Source organism: Streptomyces aurantiacus JA 4570, assembly GCF_000414115.1.
In the GTDB taxonomy this organism is placed as follows: domain Bacteria; phylum Actinomycetota; class Actinomycetes; order Streptomycetales; family Streptomycetaceae; genus Streptomyces; species Streptomyces aurantiacus_A.
In genome coordinates this window covers 12,963-35,389 of the sequence record NZ_AOPZ01000537.1, presented here as the reverse complement: position 1 = coordinate 35,389, position 22,427 = coordinate 12,963, and the positions used below count along the sequence as shown (strand labels likewise).

Annotated in this window: 20 protein-coding genes; 8 read left to right on the top strand and 12 right to left on the bottom strand. The window is 73.2% G+C overall.

Annotation, left to right across the window (positions count from 1 at the left end; all coding sequences use genetic code 11):
• Together STRAU_RS37675 and STRAU_RS37670 are read right to left on the bottom strand one after the other, a co-directional pair.
• Window positions 1–1,054 (bottom strand): serine/threonine-protein kinase (locus STRAU_RS37675; RefSeq protein WP_158692211.1); only part of this gene is annotated, 1,054 nt, incomplete at its 3' end.
• A 318-nt stretch (window positions 1,055–1,372) separates the two neighbouring features.
• A complete protein-coding gene (locus STRAU_RS37670) occupies window positions 1,373–2,185 on the bottom strand; it encodes a menaquinone biosynthetic enzyme MqnA/MqnD family protein (RefSeq protein ID WP_397893537.1) in 813 nt (270 codons plus the stop codon).
• A gap of 379 nt (window positions 2,186–2,564) precedes the next feature.
• Here STRAU_RS37670 and STRAU_RS37665 point away from each other — a divergent pair, with 379 nt between their 5' ends.
• Window positions 2,565–2,768 (top strand): cold-shock protein, encoded by a 204-nt coding sequence (locus STRAU_RS37665; RefSeq protein ID WP_016645643.1) that lies wholly within the window; start codon window positions 2,565–2,567, stop codon window positions 2,766–2,768.
• Window positions 2,769–2,959: 191 nt separating this feature from the next.
• On the opposite strand, the gene STRAU_RS37660 is transcribed toward STRAU_RS37665, so the two are convergent.
• Genes STRAU_RS37660 through STRAU_RS37635 form a run of 6 tightly spaced genes read right to left on the bottom strand, consistent with a single transcriptional unit; the run spans window position 2,960 to window position 9,419 of the window.
• Complete coding sequence (locus tag STRAU_RS37660; protein WP_016645642.1) at window positions 2,960–3,790, bottom strand: ABC transporter ATP-binding protein; 831 nt, start codon at window positions 3,788–3,790, stop codon at window positions 2,960–2,962.
• Complete coding sequence (locus tag STRAU_RS37655; RefSeq protein ID WP_037664557.1) at window positions 3,787–4,725, bottom strand: ABC transporter ATP-binding protein; 939 nt, start codon at window positions 4,723–4,725, stop codon at window positions 3,787–3,789. Before STRAU_RS37655 ends, STRAU_RS37660 begins: the two co-directional genes overlap by 4 nt.
• Complete coding sequence (locus STRAU_RS37650; protein WP_016645640.1) at window positions 4,725–5,576, bottom strand: ABC transporter permease; 852 nt, start codon at window positions 5,574–5,576, stop codon at window positions 4,725–4,727. The genes STRAU_RS37655 and STRAU_RS37650 overlap by 1 nt, the downstream gene beginning before the upstream one ends.
• Window positions 5,573–6,517, bottom strand: a complete 945-nt coding sequence (locus STRAU_RS37645; RefSeq protein ID WP_016645639.1) for an ABC transporter permease — start codon at window positions 6,515–6,517, stop codon at window positions 5,573–5,575. Before STRAU_RS37645 ends, STRAU_RS37650 begins: the two co-directional genes overlap by 4 nt.
• A 5-nt stretch (window positions 6,518–6,522) precedes the next feature.
• Window positions 6,523–8,178, bottom strand: coding sequence for an ABC transporter substrate-binding protein (locus tag STRAU_RS37640; protein ID WP_016645638.1), 1,656 nt, complete (start codon window positions 8,176–8,178; stop codon window positions 6,523–6,525).
• The gene (locus tag STRAU_RS37635) at window positions 8,175–9,419 is read right to left on the bottom strand and encodes an acyl-CoA--6-aminopenicillanic acid acyltransferase (protein ID WP_016645637.1); all 1,245 of its coding nucleotides are present in this window, start codon (window positions 9,417–9,419) and stop codon (window positions 8,175–8,177) included. The genes STRAU_RS37640 and STRAU_RS37635 overlap by 4 nt, the downstream gene beginning before the upstream one ends.
• 124 nt (window positions 9,420–9,543) lie before the next feature.
• Here STRAU_RS37635 and STRAU_RS37630 point away from each other — a divergent pair, with 124 nt between their 5' ends.
• Window positions 9,544–10,458 carry a MurR/RpiR family transcriptional regulator gene (locus STRAU_RS37630; protein ID WP_016645636.1) on the top strand — a complete coding sequence of 305 codons (915 nt, stop codon included), beginning with the start codon at window positions 9,544–9,546 and terminating at the stop codon, window positions 10,456–10,458.
• A gap of 81 nt (window positions 10,459–10,539) precedes the next feature.
• Here the strand turns inward: STRAU_RS37630 and STRAU_RS37625 are convergent, their stop codons facing one another.
• Window positions 10,540–11,133, bottom strand: a complete 594-nt coding sequence (locus STRAU_RS37625) for a helix-turn-helix domain-containing protein (protein ID WP_016645634.1) — start codon at window positions 11,131–11,133, stop codon at window positions 10,540–10,542.
• A gap of 129 nt (window positions 11,134–11,262) precedes the next feature.
• Here STRAU_RS37625 and STRAU_RS37620 point away from each other — a divergent pair, with 129 nt between their 5' ends.
• Window positions 11,263–12,015: an AzlC family ABC transporter permease gene (locus STRAU_RS37620; protein ID WP_016645635.1), complete on the top strand. Its 753-nt coding sequence runs from the start codon at window positions 11,263–11,265 to the stop codon at window positions 12,013–12,015.
• Complete coding sequence (locus tag STRAU_RS37615) at window positions 12,012–12,326, top strand: AzlD domain-containing protein (RefSeq protein WP_016645633.1); 315 nt, start codon at window positions 12,012–12,014, stop codon at window positions 12,324–12,326. The genes STRAU_RS37620 and STRAU_RS37615 overlap by 4 nt, the downstream gene beginning before the upstream one ends.
• Before the next feature lie 35 nt (window positions 12,327–12,361).
• Here the strand turns inward: STRAU_RS37615 and STRAU_RS37610 are convergent, their stop codons facing one another.
• On the bottom strand, window positions 12,362–14,119 hold the full coding sequence (locus STRAU_RS37610; protein WP_016645631.1) for an AMP-dependent synthetase/ligase: 1,758 nt from the start codon (window positions 14,117–14,119) through the stop codon (window positions 12,362–12,364).
• Window positions 14,120–14,322: 203 nt separating this feature from the next.
• On the opposite strand from STRAU_RS37610, the gene STRAU_RS37605 reads away from it, so the two are divergent.
• Both STRAU_RS37605 and STRAU_RS37600 read left to right on the top strand, forming a co-directional pair.
• Complete coding sequence (locus STRAU_RS37605) at window positions 14,323–15,435, top strand: AraC family transcriptional regulator (RefSeq protein WP_106968173.1); 1,113 nt, start codon at window positions 14,323–14,325, stop codon at window positions 15,433–15,435.
• Between the two features lie 129 nt (window positions 15,436–15,564).
• Complete coding sequence (locus tag STRAU_RS37600) at window positions 15,565–16,743, top strand: lipase family protein (RefSeq protein ID WP_016645629.1); 1,179 nt, start codon at window positions 15,565–15,567, stop codon at window positions 16,741–16,743.
• Between the two features lie 8 nt (window positions 16,744–16,751).
• Here the strand turns inward: STRAU_RS37600 and STRAU_RS37595 are convergent, their stop codons facing one another.
• The gene (locus tag STRAU_RS37595) at window positions 16,752–18,221 is read right to left on the bottom strand and encodes an MFS transporter (protein ID WP_078621747.1); all 1,470 of its coding nucleotides are present in this window, start codon (window positions 18,219–18,221) and stop codon (window positions 16,752–16,754) included.
• A gap of 151 nt (window positions 18,222–18,372) precedes the next feature.
• Between STRAU_RS37595 and STRAU_RS37590 the strand changes: the two genes are divergently transcribed.
• The gene (locus STRAU_RS37590; RefSeq protein WP_016645626.1) at window positions 18,373–19,233 is read left to right on the top strand and encodes a helix-turn-helix transcriptional regulator; all 861 of its coding nucleotides are present in this window, start codon (window positions 18,373–18,375) and stop codon (window positions 19,231–19,233) included.
• Between the two features lie 16 nt (window positions 19,234–19,249).
• Here the strand turns inward: STRAU_RS37590 and STRAU_RS37585 are convergent, their stop codons facing one another.
• On the bottom strand, window positions 19,250–20,779 hold the full coding sequence (locus STRAU_RS37585; RefSeq protein WP_016645625.1) for an alpha/beta hydrolase: 1,530 nt from the start codon (window positions 20,777–20,779) through the stop codon (window positions 19,250–19,252).
• Window positions 20,780–21,013: 234 nt separating this feature from the next.
• Between STRAU_RS37585 and STRAU_RS37580 the strand changes: the two genes are divergently transcribed.
• On the top strand, window positions 21,014–22,372 hold the full coding sequence (locus tag STRAU_RS37580; protein WP_016645624.1) for a 3-oxoacyl-ACP reductase: 1,359 nt from the start codon (window positions 21,014–21,016) through the stop codon (window positions 22,370–22,372).
• Window positions 22,373–22,427: the final 55 nt, after the last annotated feature.

Here is a 22,427-nt window from a genome sequence, read left to right as displayed (position 1 = left end):
GCCCGCTGCCCGTCGCGGGCGCCGCCGCCCCCTCTCCGTACGACGCGTCCGGCGGCCCGAACACCCCCACCGCAGGCCCGCTGAACGGCACCGGCCCCGAGGCCGGCACCGGAGCACCGCCCACCGCACCGGAACCCGCGCCGGACGGCCCAGCCGCCCCCGCGTCCAGGTCGAGGAGCCGCACCGCGCTCCGGCTCACCCGCTCCACCAGCGGCCCCGGCAGCCAGCCCGCCGAGACCAGCGCGGCCGCGCCTGCGGGGGCGAGGCGGTGGGCCACGGCAGCGGGGGCGGGGCGTTCCTCGGGCGACTTGGCCAGGCAGGCCGCCGCGAGTTCGCGCAAGTCGCCGCTCATCGCGTCCAGTTGGGGCTGCTCGTGGACGACCTTGTAGAGGAGCGCGGCGGAGGAGTCGCCGGGGAAGGGGGAGCCGCCCGTCGCGGCGTAGACCAGGACCGCGCCGAGGGAGAAGACGTCGGCCGCGCCGGTGACGCCCTTGCCGAGGATCTGTTCCGGGGACATGTAGCCGGGCGAGCCGATGGAGACGCCCGTCGAGGTGAGGGACGCCGTGCCGTCCGTCGCCCGTGCGATGCCGAAGTCGATCAGGCGCGGGCCGTCCAGGGTCAGCATGACGTTGGACGGCTTCACGTCGCGGTGCACCAGGCCCAGGCCGTGGACGTGCGCGAGGGCCTCCGCCAGGCCCGCGCCGAGGACGCGCACCGAGTGCTCGGGCAGCGGGCCCGCGTCCCGCACCGCCTCCGTCAGCGACGGGCCGGCCGCGTACCCCGTCGCCACCCACGGCACCGACGCCTCCGGGTCCGCGTCCAGGACCGGGGCCGTCCAGTCGCCGCCGACCCGCCGCGCCGCCTCGACCTCGCGGCGGAAGCGGGCGCGGAACTCCTCGTCGAGGGCGAAGTGCGGATGCACGATCTTCACGGCCACCGTGCGGCCGCCCGTGCTGCGGCCCACATAGACCCGGCCCATGCCGCCGGAGCCGAGCCGCCCGAGCAGGCGATAGGGCCCGATCGTGGTGGGTTCGTCCGGTTCGAGCGGGTGCATGGCGAAGCCCTCCCCCAGATGCGCTGTCCGCATGCCGCGTGCCCCATGCGGTGACCCGCCGACTCCCCCGGCGTCCGCCGCATGCCAGTGCTGCCGGCCAGCCTATGCGAGGACGCGGGCGGCGGTGCTTGCGGTTCGCGCGGAACGGGACGCGCGGTTCGCGCGGAACACGGCACGCCATTCATCGTCGTGTTACCCGGCCTCAATCCCGACGACAAGTTCTATTGCGACGGAAGTGACATATCGGGGCAGCCGAATAGAGCACCTGGATGACGGACGGCGTACCCGATTTCGTGAAAGCGAATTCCCGCGCCCGGGCTACGGCTGGAGCAGTTCCACGCGTACGTCCGCCGGGAACCCCGTCGTCGGCCCGACCCGCCGCGCGAACTCCGCGACGCCCTCGAGCTGCGCGCCGCCGAAGCGGAAGTCGAGCGTCGTGAAGTACCGCTCCAGGACACCCGCGTCGAACGCCTCCCAGCGGGCCGCCTGCTCCGAGACCTTCGCGACCTCGTCCAGGGACAGGTCCCGCGAGGAGAGGAACGCCTGGTGCACCTCGCGTACGACCTCGGGCTCGCGCGCGAGGTAGTCGCGCCGCGCCGCCCACACCGCGAAGACGAACGGCAGGCCCGTCCAGTCCTTCCACATCTGGCCGAGGTCGTGGACCTCCAGGCCGAGCCGGGGGCCGTCGATGAGGTTCGCGCGCAGCGCCGCGTCGCCGATGAGGACGGCGGCGTCCGCCTCCTGCATCATCAGGCCGAGGTCCGGCGGGCACGTGTAGTAGTCGGGCCGTACGCCGATCTTCTCGGCCAGCAGGAGCTGCGCCAGGCGTACGGAGGTGCGCGAGGTCGAGCCGAGGGCCACCCGCGCCCCGTCCAGGCGGTCGAGCGGCACCTGCGACACGATCACGCAGGACATGACGGGGCCGTCACAGCCCACGGCGAGGTCCGGGAAGGCCACGAGCTCGCCGGCGTTCTTCAGGAACTCGACCAGCGTGACCGGCGCGACGTCCAGCTCACCGCGCACGAGCTGCTCGCTGAGCTTCTCCGGGGTGTCCTTCGTGAGCTCGAAGTCGAGGAGGGTGCCGGTCCTGGCCAGGCCCCAGTAGAGGGGCAGGCAGTTCAGGAACTGGATGTGGCCGACGCGCGGCCGTGCGGTGCGGGCCGATCCGGCCGCGTCCGTGGTGCCGGCGTGCGAGGTGTCTGCGGGAGAATTGTCCACATCGGTGAGGCTAGCCCTGTCCCGGTACGGTGCGGGCGCCGGGGGCCCCGGAGGGGCTTCCGTCAACCCTCCTCGAGATCACATCAAACCTCCGGGTGACGTGATCTTGATCCCTATTGCTTCCGGGTGCCTGCGTGCTAAGCTCGCCGCAAGTTGCAGTTTGGTTTCCCTTGCAGTACAGAGCCTGCGGAGCGCATGTGACCCGCAGGCTCTCGTCGTTTTCAGACTTTTGCAGTTGTTTCAACAATCGCAGGTTCTGGAGCAGGGCAACCCTTTGGCCCAAGGAGGGCTTATGGCTACCGGAACCGTGAAGTGGTTCAACGCCGAAAAGGGCTTTGGATTCATCGCCCAGGAAGGCGGAGGCCCCGACGTCTTCGTGCACTACTCCGCGATCAACGCCAGCGGTTTCCGCTCCCTCGAGGAGAACCAGGCCGTGACCTTCGACGTCACGCAGGGCCCGAAGGGCCCGCAGGCGGAGAACGTCACCCCCGCGTAATGCGAGGTTGATCCGGAACGGAAGCAGTACCCAAGGTGCCCCGCACCCCCCGCATCCGCGTGGGGGGCAGCGGGGCTCCTGCCTTTTTCTGGCGTGGGCGCCTTGTGCGGGGTTGATCGGCCTTCGGCCTCGTCCTCAAGCGCCGGACCGGCTTCATCGGCCTTCGGCCTCGTCCTCAAGCGCCGGACGGGCTAAGGCCCCTCTTCGGTTGCGGCGGCTCTTTCCCTCGCTCGGGCCGCTGCTGTCGGGTCCCAGTCCTCCGTTGTTGGTACGGAGGCCAGGAGCAGGTGGGTGTAGGGGTGCTCGGGGGTCGTCAGGACTCTGTGGGTCGGGCCGCGTTCCACCACCCTGCCGGTGCGCATCACCAGGACCTCGTCCGTGACGTGTTGGACCACCGCCAGGTCGTGGCTCACGAAGACCAGGGCCACGGCCGTCTCTCTTCTGATCTCCGCCAGGAGGCGGAGGATCTGGGCCTGGATCGATACGTCCAGGGCGGCGACCGCCTCGTCCAGGACCAGGATCCTCGGGTCCACCGCGAGGGCCCGGGCTATCGCCAGGCGCTGGCGCTGGCCGCCGGAGAGGTCCCTCGGGCGGGCGTCGGCCTCCCTGCTGCCCAGACCCACGCGGTCCAGGAGGGGCCCGGCCTCGGACTCCGGCCTGCCGTGCAGGCGCAGGGCCGTGTGCAGGCACTGGGTCGCGGTGAGGCGGGGGTCCAGGGAGACATAGGGATCCTGGAAGACCATTTGGATCTCCCTCGCCCTGGTCAGGCGGGCCGTCCTGCCCCTCGGGGCGCGGGGTTCGCGTTCCCTGCCCGCGACGGTGATCCTGCCGTGGTCCGGGCGGGCCAGACCCACGAGCATTCTGGCCACCGTCGTCTTGCCCGAGCCGGACTCGCCCACGATGCCCAGGGCCCCGCCCTCGGGGACCGTGAAGCTCACGTCCTCGGCGGCCGTGTGGGAGCCGCCTCCCGGCAAGGAGTAGGTCTTGCTGAGGTGCTCCGCCTGGAGCAGCCGGTCGGTCATGCGTGGGTCACCCCGTCCTTGATGCAGGAGGCCGTGCCTCCGTCGGGCAGCGGCAGTGGTTCCGGCTGCCAGGTCTCGCAGCTCGGCGACGCCTGGTCGCAGCGGGTCACGAACGGGCACCCCTGGTGGGTGTCCGCCAGGGATGGAGGGCGGCCCGGGATGGGGTGCAGGGGGGCGTGGGTGCCGAGGGTGGGAGAGCAGGCCAGGAGGCCCCGGGTGTAGGGGTGGGCGGGGGCCGCGAAGAGGGCCTCGGCCGTGCGGGACTCGACGACTCGGCCCGCGTACATCACGTAGACGCGGTCGCAGTACGCCGCCGCCAGGTGCAGGTCGTGGGTGATGAAGAGGAGACCGAGGCCGTGCTCGGCGCGCAGCTCGCGCAGCAGGGCGAGGATGTCGGCCTGGGTGGTGACGTCCAGGGCGCTGGTCGCCTCGTCGGCGAGGAGCAGGCGCGGGCCGGCCGCGAGGGCGCCCGCGATGACGACGCGCTGGAGCATGCCGCCGGAGAGTTCGTGCGGGCGCTGGCGGATCCGGCGTTCCGGGTGCGGCAGGCCCACGGAGGCGAGGAGTTCGACCGCCTCGGACCTGCTCGCGCCCCGTTCGACCAGGAAGTCGCCGACGCGCCGCACCGGGTTGAGGGCCGCCCGCGGGTCCTGGTGGACCATCGCGACGGAGCCCGCGCGGTGGGCGCGCAGGCGTTCGCCGGTGAGGCCGAGGACTTCGGTGCCGTCGAAGCGTACGGAGCCGGAGGCCGTCGAGCCGGGCGGGAACAGTCCGAGTGCCGCCTTCGCCGTCGTCGACTTGCCCGAGCCCGACTCCCCCACCAGGGCGACGACTTCGCCGGGGGCGACGCTCAGGGACACCGAGTCGAGGAGCGGGCGGGCGGCGCCCGGGATCCGCAGCGTCAGGTCCGCGACGTCCAGAAGTGCTGCGGTCATCACTGCCTCCCCAGGCGGTCGGCGGCCCAGACGCCGACGACGTTGAAGCACACGACCACCAGGGCGATGGCCGTACCGGGCACGAGGGCGGGCAGCATCGCGCCCTGGACGATCGCCGCCTGGCCCTCCTGCACCATCAGCCCCCAGTCGGACGACGGGGGTTGGGCACCGAAGCCCAGGTACGAGAGGGTCGCGAGGGACATCAGGGCCTCGCCGAAGAGGACCACCAGGTAGCCGAGGATGGCGCGCGCCAGGTTCGGGACGACGTGCCAGGTACAGATGCGTACGCCGCCCATGCCCTGGACCCGGTACGCGTCGACGTACGGCTTGCGGGCCTCCGAAAGGGCCAGGGAGCGCGTGTACTTGGCGATGGTCGGGGTGAAGGCGAGGCCGAGGGCAAGCACGGACGTCGTCATGCCCGCGCCGAACACCGCGATGATCAGGACGGTGAACAGCAGCCCCGGGAACGCGTACATCACGTCCGTGAGGCGGGACACGACCGCGTCCACCCAGCCGCCCCGCCAGGCCGCGAGCACCCCGAGCGTCACGCCGAGGACGGCCGCGACGGCCAGCAGGGCGAGGGGCGCGATCAGGCTGCTCCGGGCTCCGTACAGGGCGCGGGAGAGCAGGTCCTGCCCGGAGGAGTCGGTGCCGAGGAGGTGCTCGCGGCCGGTGCCGACGAGGGAGGACGACAGGTCGATGGTGTCGGGGGCGTACGGCGCGAGCAGGGGCGCGCACACGGCCGCCATGACAACCAGGGCGAGGATGGTGCCGGCGACCAGGACGCCTACGGGGCGTCGTCCGCGTACACGTACAGGGACCGAAAGAGCGGGAGTCTCGATCGCGGTCATCGGGCCGCTCCCTTCACGCGCGGGTCGAGGAGCGGGTGGACGGCGTCCACCAGCGTCGTGACCACGATGTATCCGGTGACCATCAGGAGCAGGACGGCTTGGGCGACGGGGAAGTCATGGGTGTTGATGGCGCCGACGAGCAGCGAGCCGATGCCGCTGAGGCCGAAGGCGGTCTCCACGACGACGGTGCCGGCGAGCATGCCCGCCATGACCAGGCCGCACATCGTCACGATGGGCCCGAGCGCGTTGCGCAGGACATGGCGCCGGACGATGTCCCGCTCGGGCACGCCCGAGGCGCGCGCCGCCTCCACGTGGTCGGAGGCCGCCGCGTCCGCCATGGCCTGGCGGGTGACCCGGCTGACGATCGCGAGCGCGCCGAGCGCCAACGACAGGGCGGGCAGGGTGAGATGGCGTACGGTGCCGAAGAACCCGGAGCCGCTGCCCGTCACGGGAAACCAGCCGAGGCGTACGCCGAAGAACGACACCAGCGCGATCGCCGCGACGAACGACGGCACCGACGCGGCCAGCGTCGTCGCGCCCACCACCGCCGAGTCCACCCACGTGGACCGCTTCACGGCGGCCAGGATGCCCGCGCCGACGCCGAGGACGACGAACAGGGCCGTGGCGTACAGGACGAGTTGGAGCGTCGTGGGGAAGCGGGCGGCCACCAGGTCGGCCACCTGGTCGCTGTACTTGAAGGACCGGCCGAGGTCCAGGTGGAGGCAGTCCCACAGCCAGCGGCCGTACTGGACGAACAGGGGCTCGTCCAAGTGGTACTCGGACCGCACCTGCGCGAGCCGTTCCGGGGTCAGCTTGTCGCGGCCGCCCGCGAGGAAGACGGCGGGGTCCCCGGGCGCCGCGTACACGGCGGCGAAGATGACGAACGACGCGGCGAGGAGCGTGGCGAGCACGCCCGCGAGCCGTCTCAGGATCAGCGACATGGCCCTCACCCGGCCTTTCGCGGGCCGAGCTCGGCGGCCCACGGGTAGTAGAGGTACGCCTGCGAGGCGGGCGGTCCGGTCAGCTTGTCGCTGAGGACGAGCGCCGTCGGCACCTGCGCCACCGGGATCCATACGGCGGCGGCCACGAACCGCCGTTGGATGTCGGTGGCGAGCCTGGCCCGGCGCTTGTCGTCGAGCGTGGCGAGGGCGCGGCCCACCAGGCGGTCGTACGCCGCGTCCTTGAAGCCGACCCAGTTGTTGGAGGAGTCGGAGAGGCCGTTGTCGTAGAAGCCCATGGGGTCGGACTTGGAGATGTACCAGTCGCCGACCAGGGCGTCGATGTCGGCGCGGGCGCCGGGGTCGCTGTAGAACTCCTCGAACTGGGCGGGCGGCACCGTCTTGATCTGCGCCTTCAGGCCGATGCGCTGGAGGGCGGCGCGGGTGGCGTTGGCGACGACCGTGCGGCCCTGGCTGCTGTCGGTGCCGATGACGATCGGGTCGTCCGGGGCGCCCGCCTCCCTCACCAGCTTCTTGGCCTCGGCGAGGTCGTCGGCGGTGGGCGTGACTGGCGCCATGGCCGTCAACTTCCTTTGGGCGGCGGCGAAGTGCGGCTTCTCGTACCCCCAGGCGCCCGTGCCGACCGGCGCGGCCCAGGGCTGCACGAGCCCGCCGTAACCGGAGTTCGCGATGCCCTTGCGGTCCAGGGCGAGGGACAGGGCGCGCCGGATCGCCGGGTCCTTCAGGCCGCCGCGCGCGGTCGGGATGAGGACGAGGGCGGCGGTGGAGGGGCCGTAGTACTGCTTGAGGCCCTTGGCGGTGCGCAGGGCCGCGGCGGTGTTGGGCGATTCGGCGTACGCGCCGTCGGCGGCCCCCGTCTTGAGGGAGTTCACCAGAGCGCTGTCCGAGGCCCACCGGAAGTCGACGCGGCGGGTCATGGGCTTCTCCCCCCAGTACCCCTCGTACGCCTCGATGCCGATCGAGTCGCCGGACTTCCAGCTCTTCAGGCGGTACGGACCCGAGCAGGCGTCGGCCTGCCCGGGCGTGCCGAACTCCTTGCCCGCGGCCTTCACTTGGCGCGGGTTCCAGACGATGCCCGCGTCCCCGGCGAGCGCCTTGGTGAACAGGGCGTCGGGCCGCTTGAAGCGGACGGTGATCTCGCGCGGTCCGGTCTGCTCCATCTTGGTGACGTTGCCGAACTCGTCGGCCTGTTCCATGTCCGGGTCGGCGTGCCGCTTCAGGCTCCACAGGGCGTCGGCGGCGGTGAGCTTCGAGCCGTCGTGGAAGGTGACGCCGTCGCGGACGGTCAGGACGAGGGTGCGGCTGTCGGGCGTACGGGCCTTCTCGGCGAGGAACGGCTTGACGCTCATGTCGGGCTTGAGCTGGTAGAGCCGTTCGCAGATGTTGGTGAGGACGACGCGGCCCGCGCTGGTGCCCTGGGTGTCGAGGTCGAGCGAGTCCGGCTCGTCCTCCAGGAGCCAGTCGGCGCGGTCGAGTTGGCCGCGCGCGGGGGCCGTGGTCGGGGACAGCTTGAGCTTGGCGGCGTCGGCGGGCTTGCCGCCGAGGGCGGAGGTGTCGGCTCCGGCGCAGCCTGCTGCGGCGAGGAAGGTGGTGGCGGTGAGCCCGGCCGCGGCGGCCCGGCGGCGCCGGTGCTTCGTGGTCATCTGGCGTCTCCGTACGGGCCGTCGTAGAGGTTCCACGGAAGGTGCTGGTAGTCGCGGTCGCAGGGGGTGCCCGCGGTGACGCGGTAGTCGCCGGTGGTCAGGTCGGCGCAGGAGGAGACGAGGGTGGCCCAGTGCTCGATCTCCGGGCGGCGCGGGTCGGGGTGCGTGCACAGGGACTCGGGGTGGCCCAGGTGGTCGGACATGGCCTGCTTGATGATCTTGAGGGATTCGTCGGGGCCGGTGGCGGTGCGCAGGGCGCGCAGGCCCTGTTCGGCGCGCGGGACGCGGACGAGGGAGTCCGGGGACATCGGGCGGTAGCCGGGGGCGAGGGCGGCCGGGACGCCCGCCTGGTAGTGGTTGCCGTGCACGAGGAGGCCGTCGGTCGGGTACATCCAGCCGTGCCCGGCGGGCGTCGTCTCCAGGTCGAGCGCGAAGCCTTCGCGGCAGGTCAGCAGGGCGTTGGAGGCGATGTGGGCGCGGGTGCGGCAGAGCACGTCCACGGCGTCGGTGATGGCGTGCTGGTCCAGGACGCTCCGGCGTACGACGGTCTGCGGCAGGCCGACCGCGTCGCTGAAGCGGCCGCCGAGGCCGTTCGCGTTGAGCGCGATCCCGGCGGAGTTGGCGCCCTGGCGGCCGATCTGGCCCGCCTCGACCTGCATGATCAGGGTGGGCTTCGGGGGCTGGACGATGCGCAGCATCACGACGGTCTCGGCGACGCCCGCGCGCCAGTCCCAGTTCTGCCCGGCGTAGACGTGGCCGTCGCCGCTGGCCTCGCCGTAGGCGGCGAAGGAGGTGCAGCCGTCGGGGGCCTGGGCTTTCGCGTCGGCGGGGGTCTGGGCGGTCGCGTCGGCGGGGGCCTGGGCGGTCGCGTCGGCGTCCGTCGAGGCCGTCATGTGCTTGAACGAGCGGTCGTAGATGACCTCGCCGCGCGCGTTCAGGGCGAGTACGTCGAGCAGGCCGACGCCCGCGCCCTCGGCGATCCCGGCCATCTCCTCGACGAGGTGCGGCGCGTAGTCCTCGACCGGCTTGAGCCAGCGGGCGGCGCGGGCGGTGACCTGGTCCCAGGTCAGCCCTGCCGACCGGCCGAAGGCGGCCTCGTAGTACGCGATCGCCGCGCGCAGTTGGGGGCGGACGGCCTCGCCGTACTGGCGGCCGCGGGCGGTGGGGGTGCCGGATATCTCGACTACCGGAAGGGTTCTGGCCTGGTCGGCCGGGCCTGCGGAGGTGGTGCGCGGTGCCATGCTTCTCCTCGCGACGGAGAGGTCCCCGCGACCGCCGTCCTGTAACGTCGGTTACGGAACTCTCTCTCCTTGGAATGCGTTGCCCAGGAGAGTAACGGTCATCACACGGGAGTCAATAGCTGTAATGCAGATTTCAGAGCCGCCGGAGGGCGGGGACGGCGCCGCAAGAGGTCTGGCGCGGCTGCGGGCCGCCGTGCGGGACCAGTGGGAGACGCTGTCCGCGTCCGAGCGCGCGGTGGCGCAGTATCTGGCGGGGGCGCCCGCCGAGTCGCTGCTGTTCGCGTCCGCGCAGGAGCTGGGCTCGGCCAGCGGGACGAGCAACGCCACGGTCGTCCGCGCCCTGCAGCGCCTGGGGTACGCGGGCCTGCCCGCGCTCAAGCGCGACCTGACGGCCGACTTCACCTCCGCGGTCGCCCCGGAGGTGCGCCTCGCCCAGCGCATCGCGCACGTCGGGCGGGACCTCGGCGGCATCTGGGACGAGGTCTTCGACGAGGCGCAGGAGCGCATCGAGCACGCCCGCCGCCTCACCCCGGACGACGCGCTGCGCACGGCGGTCGGCGTGCTCGCCGAGGCCGACGGCATCCACTGCTTCGGGGTCGCCGCGTCCGAACTGGCCGCGCGGCACCTGGCGTTGGCGCTCGGCCGCATCGGCCGCCGGGCGCGGCATGTGGGGGCGACCGGGTTCGCGCTGGCCGACGATCTGCTCGCGGTGCGGCGCGGGGACGCGGTGGTGATCTTTCAGCCGGGGCGGGCGCTGCCGGAGCTTTCGGTGCTCATCGAGCGGGCTCGGGCGGTGGGGGCGCGGGTCGTGCTGGTGACGGATGAGTTGGCGGAGTTGTACGGGGGGCGGGTGGACGCCGTCCTGACGGCGCCGCATACGCCCACCGGGATAACGACCGAGGCGCTCACCGCCCTCGTCGTCGCGGATGTGCTGTTGCTGGCGCTGACCGCGTTGGACGAGGCGCAGGCCGTTGATACGTCGCATCAACTCACTGCGTTGCGGCAGCAGTTGTTGGGGCCTAAGCCTCGTAGGGGCTGAGGTGGGGCCCTGCCGGGGGCTCCCCAATCCCACCCCTTCCCGCTGAACGGCCTCGTCCTCAAACGCCGGACGGGCTAACAACTACACGTGCTGCATCACCAGCACGAACGTCGTGCCCGGTGCCAGTGCCTCGTACGCGTGCGGGACGTCGCCCCGGTACGACATGTAGTCGCCGGGGCCCAGTTCCACCCGTTCGCCGTTCGGGCCCGCGAGCATGCGGCCCGTGCTGACGATCAGGTGTTCCACCGAGCCGGGGATGTGCGGCTCGGACTCGCGTACCGAACCGGGCTCCATCGCGCCGTGGTAGATGTCGCGCCGCACGCCGGACGGGGCCGGGGACAGCAGCGTGCCCGCGTACGACGCCTGCTCGGCGTGCATCGTCGGGCCCTCGCCCGCGCGGATCACGGTCACGGCGGGGCCGGGCGACTCCGCGAGCACGCTGAACGGCACGCCGAGCGCCACCGCCAGCGCCCACACCGTCTCGATGCCCGGATTGCCGGACGCGGCCTCCAGCTGGGACAGCGTGGACTTGGCGATTCCGGCGCGTTTGGCCAGCTCGGAGAGGGAGAGGCCGGCCCGGGTGCGCTCACGGCGCAGCGCGGCGGCGATCCATTCGCGGGGCATCCGCGAGGGCGTGACGTCGGCGTCTTCGGCGACTTCGGCATCTTCGGTCATGCGGGGCGCTCCGCTTCCTGCGCTTTTCCTGCGCTCGCGAATTTCCTGCGCTCGCGAGCCATTTCGTTCGCTACAGGGTACCAATCGTTCGGCTTGACGAACGCGAGCGGTTCCGCCCATGCTACCGCCATGTGTTCGCCACACCGAACGGATGACCCCGCAGACCGAACGACGGGGTTCGTCCGCCTCTCCGACCTGCCCTCCGGCGTCCTGCGCGACATCGCGCTCGTCTGGGCCGCCGACCTCGTCGTCGGCGTCTCGTTCGGCGCGATCGCCGTCGCGGGCGGCCTGCCGCTCTGGGTGCCGGTCACCATGTCCCTGTTCGTGTACGCGGGCTCCGCCCAGTTCAGCGCGGCCGCCGTGCTCACCGGGGGCGGCGGCGCCGCGGCCGCGGCGGCCACCGGGCTGCTGCTCAACTCCCGTACGGCGGCGTTCAGTCTGGCCGTCGCCGACAGCCTGGGCCGGTCCTGGGCGGCGCGGCTGATCGGGGCGCACCTGATCACCGACGAGACCGCCGCGTTCGTTCTCGCCCAGCCGGACCGCAGGAGCCGGAAGGCCGCGTTCTGGATATCCGGGATCGGGCTGTTCGCCGCGTGGAACATCAGCGTGCTCGGGGGCGCCCTGGCCGGTTCGGCGCTCGGTGACACCGGGCGGTTCGGGCTCGACGCCGCGTTCCCCGCGGTGCTGCTCGCGCTGGTGCTGCCCGCGGTACGGGGGGACGGGAACGCGCGCCGGGCCGGGGCGCTCGGCGCGGTGATCGCGGTGGCGGCCACGCCCGTGCTTCCGGCCGGCGCGCCGGTGCTGCTCGCGCTGCTCGGCCTGGTGGCGATGCGGCGCAAGCCCGCGGCCGCGGCCACCACCACCTCCGGGAGCCCCTCATGAACGCCTACCTCGCCTGCGTCCTGGCCCTCGCCGCCGGCACCTACGCCTTCCGCCTGGCCGGGCCCCTGCTGCACGGGCGCGTCGAACTGCCCGCGCGCGTACAGGAGTTGCTGACCGTCGCCGCGACCGTCCTGCTCGTCGCGCTGCTCGCCACCGGCGCGCTGATGGAGGGGCACGACTTCGCGGGCTGGTCCCGCCCGGCGGGCGTGCTGGTCGGCGGGGTGCTCGCGTGGCGCCGCGCGCCGTTCGTCCTGATCGTGGTGGGCGCGGCGGGGGCCACGGCCTTGCTGCGGCTCGCGGGGCTTCCGTAGGCAAGAGGCTCTAACTCACGTACCGATCACCCGGGTTAGACCCTCTCACCCGCCCCCGACCCCTCCTCGTACAACCTCTCCACCACCGCCGCGTACCGCTCCGTCACCGCCCGTCGCCGCACCTTCAAGCTCGGCGTCAGGAGGCCGTCCTCCACCGTGAAGTCCTCGTCAAGGACGGCGAAGGCGCGGATCCGGGCCGGCCGCGACACCTGCGCGTTCGCCGCGTCCACGGCCTCCTGGACGAGGGCGCGCACCCGCGGGTCGGCCGACACCGGCTCGGTGAGGTCGAGACCGGCGCGGGCCGCCCACCCCGCGATCTCCTCCGCGTCCAGGGTGACGAGCGCGACGGGGTGCGGCCGCCGGTCGCCCACCATCACCGCGCGGGACACGAACCGCGATGCCTGGAGGGCGAGTTCGGACAGGGACGGGGTGAGGTTCTTGCCCGCCGAGGTGATGATGAGGTCCTTCTTGCGGCCGGTGATCCGCAGGAACCCGTCCTCGTCGAAGGAGCCCAGGTCACCGGTGTGCAGCCAGCCGTCGTCGTCGAGGGCCGCGCGGGTCGCGGCTTCGTCGGCGTGGTAGCCGGGGAACACATTGGCGCCGCGCGCGAGGACCTCGCCGTCGTCCGCCACGCGCACCTCGCAGCCCGCGATGGGCCGCCCCACGGTCCCGTACTTCACGGCCCCGGGGTGGTTGAGGCTGATGACGCCGCCGGACTCGGTCATCCCGTACCCCTCGAAGACCTGGATGCCGCAGGCCCGCAGGAAGTCCAGGACGTGCGGGGCGATCGGCGCGCCGCCGGTGAGCGCCCACCGCACGCGCCCGCCGAGCGCCTGCCTGACCGGCCCGTACAGCGTCTTGTCGGCCGCCTCGTACGCGTCCCGCAACTCGTCCGGCAGCACCCCGTCGGCCGCGAGCACCCCGATCCGTACCGCCTCCTCGAAGCGGTCGCGCCCGCCGTCCTGCGACTCCGCGAGGGAGAGCACCACCGAGTGCACCTTCTCGAAGAGGCGCGGCACGGACGGCAGATGGGTGGGGCGCGCCTCCGCCAGCTCGGCGACGACGTTCTCGATCCGGCCGCCGAAGTACACGAGCGTGCCGCCCTCGATGAGGGTGGTGAACTCGATGAGCTGCGCGAGCAGATGGGCGAGCGGCAGATACAGGTACGTGGCGTCGCCCGGGCCGCCCTCGATCAGCGGCAGCGAGGCGTCCTGCACGGCGCCGATGTTGCCGTGGGTGAGCACGCAGCCCTTGGGCGGTCCCGTGGTGCCGGAGGTGTAGATGATGGTCGCGGGGTCGTCGGGGCCGCGCGCGCCGGCCCGCTCCAGCAGCACGCCGACCGGGCCGGACCCGGCCCCCGCGTACGCCTCGGCCCCCGTCATCACCACCACCCGCCGCACCCCCTGCAGCTTCCCCCGCAGCCGCTCCACCTTGGCCGCCTGCGCCGCGTCCTCGCAGAGCACCACCGAGGCCCCGGAGTCGCCGAGCACCCACGTCACCTCGTCGTCGCCGGCCGTCGGATACACCGGCACCACGACGGCCCCCGCGGCGAAGGCCCCGAAGTGCGCGTACGTCCACTCCGCCCGGGTCTCGGCGAGGACCGCCACCCGGTCGCCCGGCTCCACGCCGAGCCCGACGAGGGCGCACCCCACGTCCCGTACGGCGGCGCGCAGCCCTTCGTAGGTGACCTCCTGCCAGGCGTCGTCGCGCTTGAACCGCAGAGCGGGCAGGCCGCCGTGGCGGTCCGCCGCCCACTCCGCGAGAACGGACAGGGTCCTTGGCCGTTGCGTCATGCGTACGACGCTAGGGAGCGGCCCCGGCCGGGCGGGATGACGCGAAACGTCACCACCGCTGACCGCCGCGCTCACCGGCCCGGTTCCGCTCCGGCGCACAGGGCGCCCCCGTCACGGGGCGATTCGGCCAACCATCCGGGCTCCCCCGGTGCGCTCCCGTCACACCCTTCTTGAGGGCGCCCCCGGCGGCTAACGTCATGGTCATGGCCAGGCGGACGATCACCGTGCACCATGTGCGGGCCGTGTTGCGCGGTGCCGAGCGCGGGGGCATCGACACCGTGCCGCTGCTGCAGGCCGCGCAGATACCGCCGCTGCTGCTCGGGGACGACCGGGCCCGCATCACGGCGGCGCAGTTCGCCCGCCTGTTCCGGCAGCTGTACCGCGCGACGGACGACGAGTTCCTCGGCCTCGGCTCGTCGCCGAGCAGGCCGGGCACGTTCGCGATGATGTGTTACGCCGCGCTCGGCTGCCGCGACCTGGGGGCGGCCATGGAGCGCGGGGTGACGTTCTACGGCCTCTTCCCCGGCGGCCCGGACCTCGCCCTCACGCACACGGACGACGGCGTCGTCTTCACCGTACGCAACGACCTCGACCAGGACTTCTTCCTCGCGGAGTGCCTGGTCATCATCTGGCACCGGCTGTGCAGCTGGCTGATCGGCCGCCGCATCACGCTGCGCTGGGCCGACTTCGGGCATCCGCCGCCCCCGCACAAGGACGAGTACGAGCTGCTCTTCGGCTGCCCGGTCCGGTTCGGCGCGGAGCGCACCGGGGCCGGGCTCGACCCGCACTGGCTGCGGGCGCCGCTGGTGCGGGACGAGGACGCCCTCGCGGCGATGCTGCGGCGGGCGCCGTTCGACCTGCTGTCGCGGCGGGAGTACGGGACGACGGTCGCCGAACAGGTGCGGCGTGCCCTTGCCGTGGCGCTGCGGTCCTCGCCGCGGCTGCCGTCGCTCGGGGAGATCGCGGCGCGGCTCGCGATGAGCCCGGCGACGCTGCGCCGGCGGCTCGCGCAGGAGTCCACGTCGTACCAGCGGCTGAAGGACGCGGTGCGCCGGGACGCGGCGATAGCGGGGCTCGCGGAGGGGCGCGAACCGATCGCGCAGCTCGCGGCGCGGCTCGGGTTCTCCGAGGACACGGCGTTCCACCGGGCGTTCCGGAGGTGGACGGGGACGACGCCCGGGGCGTACCGGGCGGAGGCGCCGGGGGCGTACGCGGCGGAGGCACCGGGCGCGTACCGGGCCGACGCGCCGGGGGCCGACGGCGCCGGTTCACCGTCCCGCCCGGCCGGGGCTGGTACACCAGGTCAACAAAGCTGAGCTTTCCCGTCAGCACGAACCTTACTCACGAGTCACTACGGTCGACGCCTGCACGTCCCCCGGGCGCCCGGGCGCCCGGGCGCCCCCCGCCCGAACGTCCCGTCCCCCACGAACCGTTGGGAGAGCCGCATGCACGTACGCACCAGCTTCAGAGCCCTCGCCCTCGCGGCCGCGGCCGGCCTCACGGCCGCGACCCTCACGACCGCGGCGCACGCCGAGACCTCCACCGCGGAGGACCGGTCCCCCGCCGCCGCGCCCGGTGACGTCGTCAGCTCCGAGCCGAGCGCCTTCCACCCGCTGCCCGGCCAGCCCACGAACACCAAGGCATGGAAGATCCACTACCGCTCGACCACGGCGAAGGGCACGCCGAACACGGTCTCCGGCACGGTGATCGTCCCCCAGGACGGCCGCACGGGACCGCGCCCGCTGATCACCTACGCCGTCGGGACGGTCGGCGTCGGCGACCACTGCGCGCCGAGCGCGGGCTTCCCCCGGGGCACGACCCTGGAGGCCAACCTCATCCAGCAGCTCACCCTGCGCGGCTGGGCGGTCGCGGTCACCGACTACGAGGGCCTCGGCACGCCCGGCGACCACACGTACACGGTGGGCCGGGCGGAGGGCCACGCGGTCCTGGACGCCGCGCGCGCCGCGATCCGGCTGCCCGAGGCGGGCCTGTCGAAGGACTCGCCGGTCGGCATCATGGGCTACTCGCAGGGCGGCCAGGCCACGTCCTGGGCGGCGGAGCTGCACGGTTCGTACGCCCCCGACCTCAAGGTGAAGGGCACGGCGACGGGCGGCGTGCCCGGCGACCTGATGAAGGTCGCCGCCTTCAACGACGGCTCGTACGGCTCGGGCCTGATCTTCATGGCGGCCATCGGCCAGAACGCGGCGTTCCCCGAGCTGAAGCTGGAGTCGTATCTGAACCCGGCGGGCAAGACCCTGATCGGCGCGCTGCGCAACAGCTGCGTGGCGGACGGGGCGGTGCTCGGCTCGTTCAAGCGGATCAAGGACATGACGACCAAGAATCCGCTGGAACAGCCGGACTGGCAGCAGCGGCTGCGTGAGTCCCGGGTCGGGACTCACGCGCCGGACGCGCCCGTGTACCTCTACCATGCGCTGGCCGACGAGCTCATCCCGTACGGGGTCGGTAAGCAGGTCCGCGCCGACTGGTGCGCGAAGGGCGCGAATGTGGAGTGGCACACCATTCCGCTCGGGGAGCATGTGAGTGGCGTTATTACGCAGTCGCCACTCGCGGCACAGTGGCTGGCGGACCGGTTCGCCGGCAAGCCGGCTAGGAGTAACTGCTAGGCACTCGTTCACCTGCGGGCCCGGTGGGGGCTGGTCGCGCAGTTCCCCGCGCCCCTTACGGGGCGCGGGAGCAGCCACGCCGAGACCCCCGCCGTGAGCAGCAGCGTCACGCCCACCACCACCAGCCCCTGTCGCATCCCGTCCACCGCGAAGGTGTCCGCACCGGATCCGTCCCCGCCTATCAGCGCGCCGAACAGCGCCACCGACAGGGCCCCGCCCGTCTGGCGCAGGGAGTTGAGGAGGCCGGAGGCCGTGCCGGCGCGGTGGGCGGGGACGGTGTCCATCAGGAGGGCCGTCAGGGCGGGGACGGCGAGCGCGCCGCCGATGCCCGTCGGCACGAGGAGCAGCAGGACCAGCCAGAGGGGGGTGTCGGCGGCGAGCGGGAGGAGGGCGAACATCGCGGCCGCCAGGACGAGTTGGCCCGTCACGATCACCGGGCGGCGGCCGACCCGCTCCGCCAGGCGCGGCGAGACGAGGTTCGTCGACGTGATGAGGACGGCGAGCGGCACGAACATCAGGCCCGTCGTGATCCCCGACATGCCGAGCAGCTGCTGGCAGTACAGGCCGAGCAGGAACACCACCCCGTAGAAACCGGCGTTCACCGCGAACCCGACCGCGAGCGAGACGCCGACCTCGCGCTGCCGCAGCATCGGCAGCGGCACCATCGGCGCGCGGTGGCGCTTCTCGGCGGCGCGGAAGGCGACACCGGCGAGGACCGCGACCGCCACGGCGGACAGCACGGCCGGGTCGGTCCAGCCCGCGTGGCCGCCCTCGATGACGGCGTACGCGAGTCCGGCGAGCGCGGTGACGGCGGTGAGCTGGCCGGGCACGTCCAGCGGGGCCGGGCGGCGCGGGGACGGCGCGGTGCGGGCGAGCAGGACCAGGATCAGGGCGCCGACGGGCAGGTTCAGGAGGAACACCGCCCGCCAGCCCACGGTCTCCGACAGCACCCCGCCGAGCACCGGGCCCGCGGCCATCGCGACCGATCCGCCCACCGTCCACAGCGCGATGGCGCGGGCCCGGCGCCGCGCGTCGTCGTACGCCTGCCGGATCAGCGCGAGCGAGGCGGGCATGACCACCGCGGCGGCCGCGCCCTGCGCCACCCGGGCCGCGATCAGCGTCCCGATGTCCGGCGCGAGCGCGCACGCCAGCGAGGCGAGCGCGAACAGGCCGGTGCCCCAGGCGTACGCGCGCCGCGCGCCCGCCCGGTCCGCAAGGGCTCCCGCCGAGATCATCAGCGCGGCGAACATCAGCGTGTACGCGTCCACGACCCACTGCAGGCCCGTCATGCCGCCGTGCAGGTCCGCCCGGATCCCGGGCAGGGCGATGTTCACGGCCGACACGTCGACGGTGATGACGGTGAAGCCGAGCAGCGCGGCCACGAGGGCGACGGAGGCCCCCGCGGTCCTTGCCGGTGGGCCCGGCGCGGGCGCCGGGGGCGCGATGGTCCGCGTGGGGCGCGGAAGGGTGGACGGCATGCGGAACTCCCGGGGACGAGGGTGGTACGAAGGCGGGCGGCCGGGTGGGCCGTACTCACCCTGCGCCGCCCGCGCACCCCGCGGCAGACCGCGCTGTTCCTGGCCCTGACACGGCCCCCCACGATCCCGGCCGACCACGGACAATGGACGGATGAACACCGATGGCAGGGGGACAGAGCTGGGCCGCTACCTGCGCGCCCGTCGCGCCCAGATCAGCCCCGCCGACGCGGGCCTCCCCGCCGGCACGGGCCTGCGCCGCACACCGGGGCTGCGCCGCGAGGAGCTGGCGACGCTCGCCGGGGTCAGCGTCGACTACTACACGCGCCTGGAACGCGGCCGCGAGACCAACCCCTCACCGGGCGTGATCGACGCCCTGGCCCGGGTCCTGCACCTGAGCGGCGACGCCCACGAGCGGCTGCGCGAGCTCGCCGAGCTGGCCTCGGGCCGGCTCACCGAGCCGCACCCCACCACGGAGTTCACGGTGCGCGACTCGGTGCTGCGGATGCTGGAGGCGCTGCGCCCGCTGCCCGCGTACGTGGTCAGCCCGCACAACTACCTCCTCGCCGCGAACACCCCGGGCCGCCGCCTGATGCCGGGCGTGTGGGACTGGCCGGCCGAGCAGCGCAACGTGACCCGCTATCTGTTCCTGCACCCGGTGGGCCGGGAGCTGTACGTGCCGTGGGAGGAGACCGTCGCCCAGTCGGTGGCACACCTGCGCGCGGTCGGCGGCCGCGACCCGAACTCGCCGCAGCTCGCCGCCCTGGTCGGTGAACTCTGCCTGAAGTCCCCGGAGTTCGCCCGCATGTGGGACCGGTACGAGGTGCGTGAGCGGGGCGGCGGCAGCAAGCGGTTCGCGCACCCCAAGGTGGGCCCGATGACGCTCACGTACGAGGTGATGCGGCTCGCGCGTACGGGCGGCCAGCGCCTGGTCACCTACCAGGCGGAGCCGGGCAGCGCCGACGAGGCGGCGATGCTGGGCCTGGACACGGCGGCCCGCTCGGCCCGGCCGTAGGGGGGCGCCGCGGGGATCACTCCGCCGCGCACGAACTCCCGTTCTTCGGCAGCTGCTTGTACAGCAGGAACGCGTCCACCTTGTCCTTCACGCACTTCGAGCCGAAGTACCCGGTGTGCCCGTCGCCCTTGTTGTCGAGGACGACGGCGGAGGACCCGAGCCGCTCGGCGGTCTCCTCCGTCCAGCGGTACGGCGTGGCGGGGTCGCCGCGCGTGCCGACGAGCAGGAACTTCGGGGCGTCTACGTCACGCACGTCGTCCCGGATGTAGTCCGTGCCCGCGGGCCGCCCGAAGCACAGCAGCACGGGCAGCAGCATCGACCTGCCGAAGACGGGCGAGGCTTCCTCGAACTCCGTCTGGAGGCGGCCGATCTCCTTCTCGACGCGTTCGGCGCCCGGCCGGTCCGGGTCGTCGGCGCAGTTCACGGCCATGAGGGCGGCGTCGGAGTTGTCCTCGGGCACCTCGGTGCGCGCGCCCTGCGGCCTGCCGCCCATCCGCAGCAGCGCCCGCGGGTCGCCGTCCGCGAGCAGCGCGCCCAGCGCCTGGGACAGGGCGGGCCACGCCTGTCTGCTGTAGAGCGCGGTGCCGAGCACGCTCACCACGTCCTGGCCGGTGAACTCCTCGCCGTCCATGGACTTGAGCGGATACGCGTCGAGGTCGTCGATGAGTTTGACCATGGCGTGCCGGGCCATCCGCGAGTCCTCGCCGAAGACACAGCCGGCGTTCTTGGTGCACCACAGCAGGAAGTTGTCCAGGGCGGTCTGCCGTCCCTCCGCGCCGACCAGTCCCTGCTCCTGAACGTTCTCCGTCAGGGTGTCCACGCCGTCGAGCACCATCCGGCCGACCTTCTTCGGGAACTGCGCCGTGTACACCGCCCCGAGCCGCGTCCCGTACGAGAAACCCAGGTAGTTGAGCTTCTTGTCGCCGAGCGCCCGGCGCATCACGTCCAGGTCCCTGGACACGTTCACGGTGCCTATGTACGGCAGCACGGGGCCGGATTCCTTCGCGCACTTCGCGGCCGTCTCCCGCAGTTGCCGCAGCACCGCCCCGGCGTCGTCGGCGTCCGCCTCCGGTTCCTCCTCCGGCTGTCCGCCGCAGCTCACCGGGGCGCTCAGGCCCACACCGCGCGGGTCGAAGCCCACGACGTCATAGCCCTTGCCCACGTACCCGAAGTCCTTCTTGGCGCCCGCGAGCCCGGCGACGCCCGCCCCGCCGGGGCCGCCGAAGTTCACCAGGAGCGACCCGCGCTTGTCGCCGCTCGCCTTCACCCTCATCAGGGCCAGGCCGATGGTGCCGCGCCCGGGCTTCGCGTAGTCCAGCGGGACGGTGACCTTGCCGCAGCTCACGTCCTTGTCCTTGGTGACGTCCTCCGGCAGGTTCTGCACGTCGGGCTTGCAGGCGGCCCACTTGATCTTCTGCGTGTAGAAGCGCCTGAGGTCCGGCTCCGCGGGCCCGGACGGGTCCGCCGCCGCGGGCAGGCCCGCGAGGGCGAGTGCCAGGGCTGCGACGGTGGTGAGCGCGGGTGTGCTGCGCACGGCGACCTCCAAGAGGTGCGGTTCCCCTCCGGTCACCCTAGGCGGCCCGGGGCCACCTCGCCCGTTCAGGTCAGTCACCCTGCGTGACATTCGGGCCCCGGCGCCCGCTTCGCGAACGCGCCGGTGCGAGCGCTCTCACCCCTCGATCCTTCTCCGGCCGCCCCCTCGACCAGCCGCCTGACTCCCAAGTAACCTTACTCGGAAGTAAATTCAGGACAGAGCACGATTGAGCCGGGAGCTGGGCCCATGGCCGACCGCTACGCGACGTTCACCCGCACCGCCCCCGGCCGCTTCCTCACCCGCAGACTCGGCCTGCCGCAGCCCGTCCCCCTGCACCGGTGGTCGCCCCGGCGGCCGCGCCTCGGCGGGCCGCTGCTGCTCCTCACGGCGGGCGACATCCCGCTCGCCGGCCTGCACGAGACGCTGACCCGCACCGGCCTGCCCCCGCACGCCGGGCCGCTGGGCGGCCGCCGCCCCGCCGCTGTCGTTCTGGACGCGACGGGCGTGTCCACGGTTGCCGCGCTCCGTGACGTGCACGCCACCCTGCACCCCGTCGTGCGGTCCATAGCCCCGAGCGGGCGCGTCGTCGTCCTGGGCGCCCCGCTCTCCCCCGACGACCATCACCAGGCCGCGGCCCAGCAGGCCCTGGAGGGCTTCGTCCGCTCCCTCGGCAAGGAGCTGGGCCGGGGCAGGACGGTCCAGCTCGTCCGTACACCGTCGGCACCCGCCGCCGAGGCGACCCTGCGCTTCCTGCTCTCGCCGAAGTCGGCGTACGTCAGCGGGCAGGTCATCGAGGCGGCCGACGAGGTGGCCGCGGAGGCGGAGGCGTGGGCCGACCCCGACCCCGACCTCGGCCAGGTCGTCGAACTCCCGCACCCGGCCCGCCTGTTGGCCGGCCACACCGCCCTCGTCACCGGCGCCGCGCGCGGCATCGGCGCGGCCGTGGCCGAGGTGCTCGCCCGCGACGGCGCGCACGTCGTCGTGCTCGACGTGCCGTCGGCCGAGCCGGACCTGGTCCGGGTCGCCGAGCGCGTCGGCGGCACCGCGCTGGCCCTCGACATCACCGCGGACGACGCGGGCGGGCGGATCGCCGCCGCGCTGCCGGACGGCCTCGGCATCCTCGTGCACAACGCGGGCATCACCCGTGACCGCCGGCTCGCCAACATGGCGGCGGACCGCTGGAGTTCGGTCGTCGACGTCAACCTCGCGAGCGTGCTGCGCACCACGGACTTCCTGCTGAAGTCCGGCACGGTGCGGCGGGGCGGGCGGATCGTGGCCACGGCGTCCATCGCGGGCATCGCCGGGAACGCCGGGCAGACCAACTACGCGGCGAGCAAGGCCGGCATCGTCGGTTTCGTACGCTCCCTCGCGCCGCGCGCCCTCGCGGAGTACGGCGTGACGGTGAACGCGGTTGCCCCTGGCTTCATCGAGACGCGCATGACGGCGGCCGTCCCGCTGCTCATCCGCGAGGCGGGCCGCCGCATGAACTCCCTCGGGCAGGGCGGGCTCCCCGTCGACGTCGCGGAGACGGTCGCCTGGCTCGCCACCGGCGCCGTGAACGGGCAGACCATCCGGGTCTGCGGCCAGAGCCTCCTGGGGGCCTAGGCCGGGCACATCGCCTTTCCGTACGTACCCTCCGCACCCTCCGCCAGAAAGGTCG

What these genes read in the sequence shown, in the direction of transcription:
- STRAU_RS37645 (WP_016645639.1), bottom strand. Translation starts at nt 6,517, where the DNA reads ATGTCGCTGATCCTGAGACGGCTCGCGGGCGTGCTCGCCACGCTCCTC.
- STRAU_RS37660 (WP_016645642.1), bottom strand. Translation starts at nt 3,790, where the DNA reads ATGACCGACCGGCTGCTCCAGGCGGAGCACCTCAGCAAGACCTACTCC.
- STRAU_RS37655 (WP_037664557.1), bottom strand. Translation starts at nt 4,725, where the DNA reads ATGACCGCAGCACTTCTGGACGTCGCGGACCTGACGCTGCGGATCCCG.
- STRAU_RS37600 (WP_016645629.1), top strand. Translation starts at nt 15,565, where the DNA reads ATGCACGTACGCACCAGCTTCAGAGCCCTCGCCCTCGCGGCCGCGGCC.
- STRAU_RS37625 (WP_016645634.1), bottom strand. Translation starts at nt 11,133, where the DNA reads ATGACCGAAGATGCCGAAGTCGCCGAAGACGCCGACGTCACGCCCTCG.
- STRAU_RS37615 (WP_016645633.1), top strand. Translation starts at nt 12,012, where the DNA reads ATGAACGCCTACCTCGCCTGCGTCCTGGCCCTCGCCGCCGGCACCTAC.
- STRAU_RS37590 (WP_016645626.1), top strand. Translation starts at nt 18,373, where the DNA reads ATGAACACCGATGGCAGGGGGACAGAGCTGGGCCGCTACCTGCGCGCC.
- STRAU_RS37665 (WP_016645643.1), top strand. Translation starts at nt 2,565, where the DNA reads ATGGCTACCGGAACCGTGAAGTGGTTCAACGCCGAAAAGGGCTTTGGA.
- STRAU_RS37620 (WP_016645635.1), top strand. Translation starts at nt 11,263, where the DNA reads ATGTGTTCGCCACACCGAACGGATGACCCCGCAGACCGAACGACGGGG.
- STRAU_RS37650 (WP_016645640.1), bottom strand. Translation starts at nt 5,576, where the DNA reads ATGACCGCGATCGAGACTCCCGCTCTTTCGGTCCCTGTACGTGTACGC.
- STRAU_RS37640 (WP_016645638.1), bottom strand. Translation starts at nt 8,178, where the DNA reads ATGACCACGAAGCACCGGCGCCGCCGGGCCGCCGCGGCCGGGCTCACC.
- STRAU_RS37630 (WP_016645636.1), top strand. Translation starts at nt 9,544, where the DNA reads ATGCAGATTTCAGAGCCGCCGGAGGGCGGGGACGGCGCCGCAAGAGGT.
- STRAU_RS37595 (WP_078621747.1), bottom strand. Translation starts at nt 18,221, where the DNA reads ATGCCGTCCACCCTTCCGCGCCCCACGCGGACCATCGCGCCCCCGGCG.
- STRAU_RS37635 (WP_016645637.1), bottom strand. Translation starts at nt 9,419, where the DNA reads ATGGCACCGCGCACCACCTCCGCAGGCCCGGCCGACCAGGCCAGAACC.
- STRAU_RS37605 (WP_106968173.1), top strand. Translation starts at nt 14,323, where the DNA reads ATGGCCAGGCGGACGATCACCGTGCACCATGTGCGGGCCGTGTTGCGC.
- STRAU_RS37610 (WP_016645631.1), bottom strand. Translation starts at nt 14,119, where the DNA reads ATGACGCAACGGCCAAGGACCCTGTCCGTTCTCGCGGAGTGGGCGGCG.
- STRAU_RS37580 (WP_016645624.1), top strand. Translation starts at nt 21,014, where the DNA reads ATGGCCGACCGCTACGCGACGTTCACCCGCACCGCCCCCGGCCGCTTC.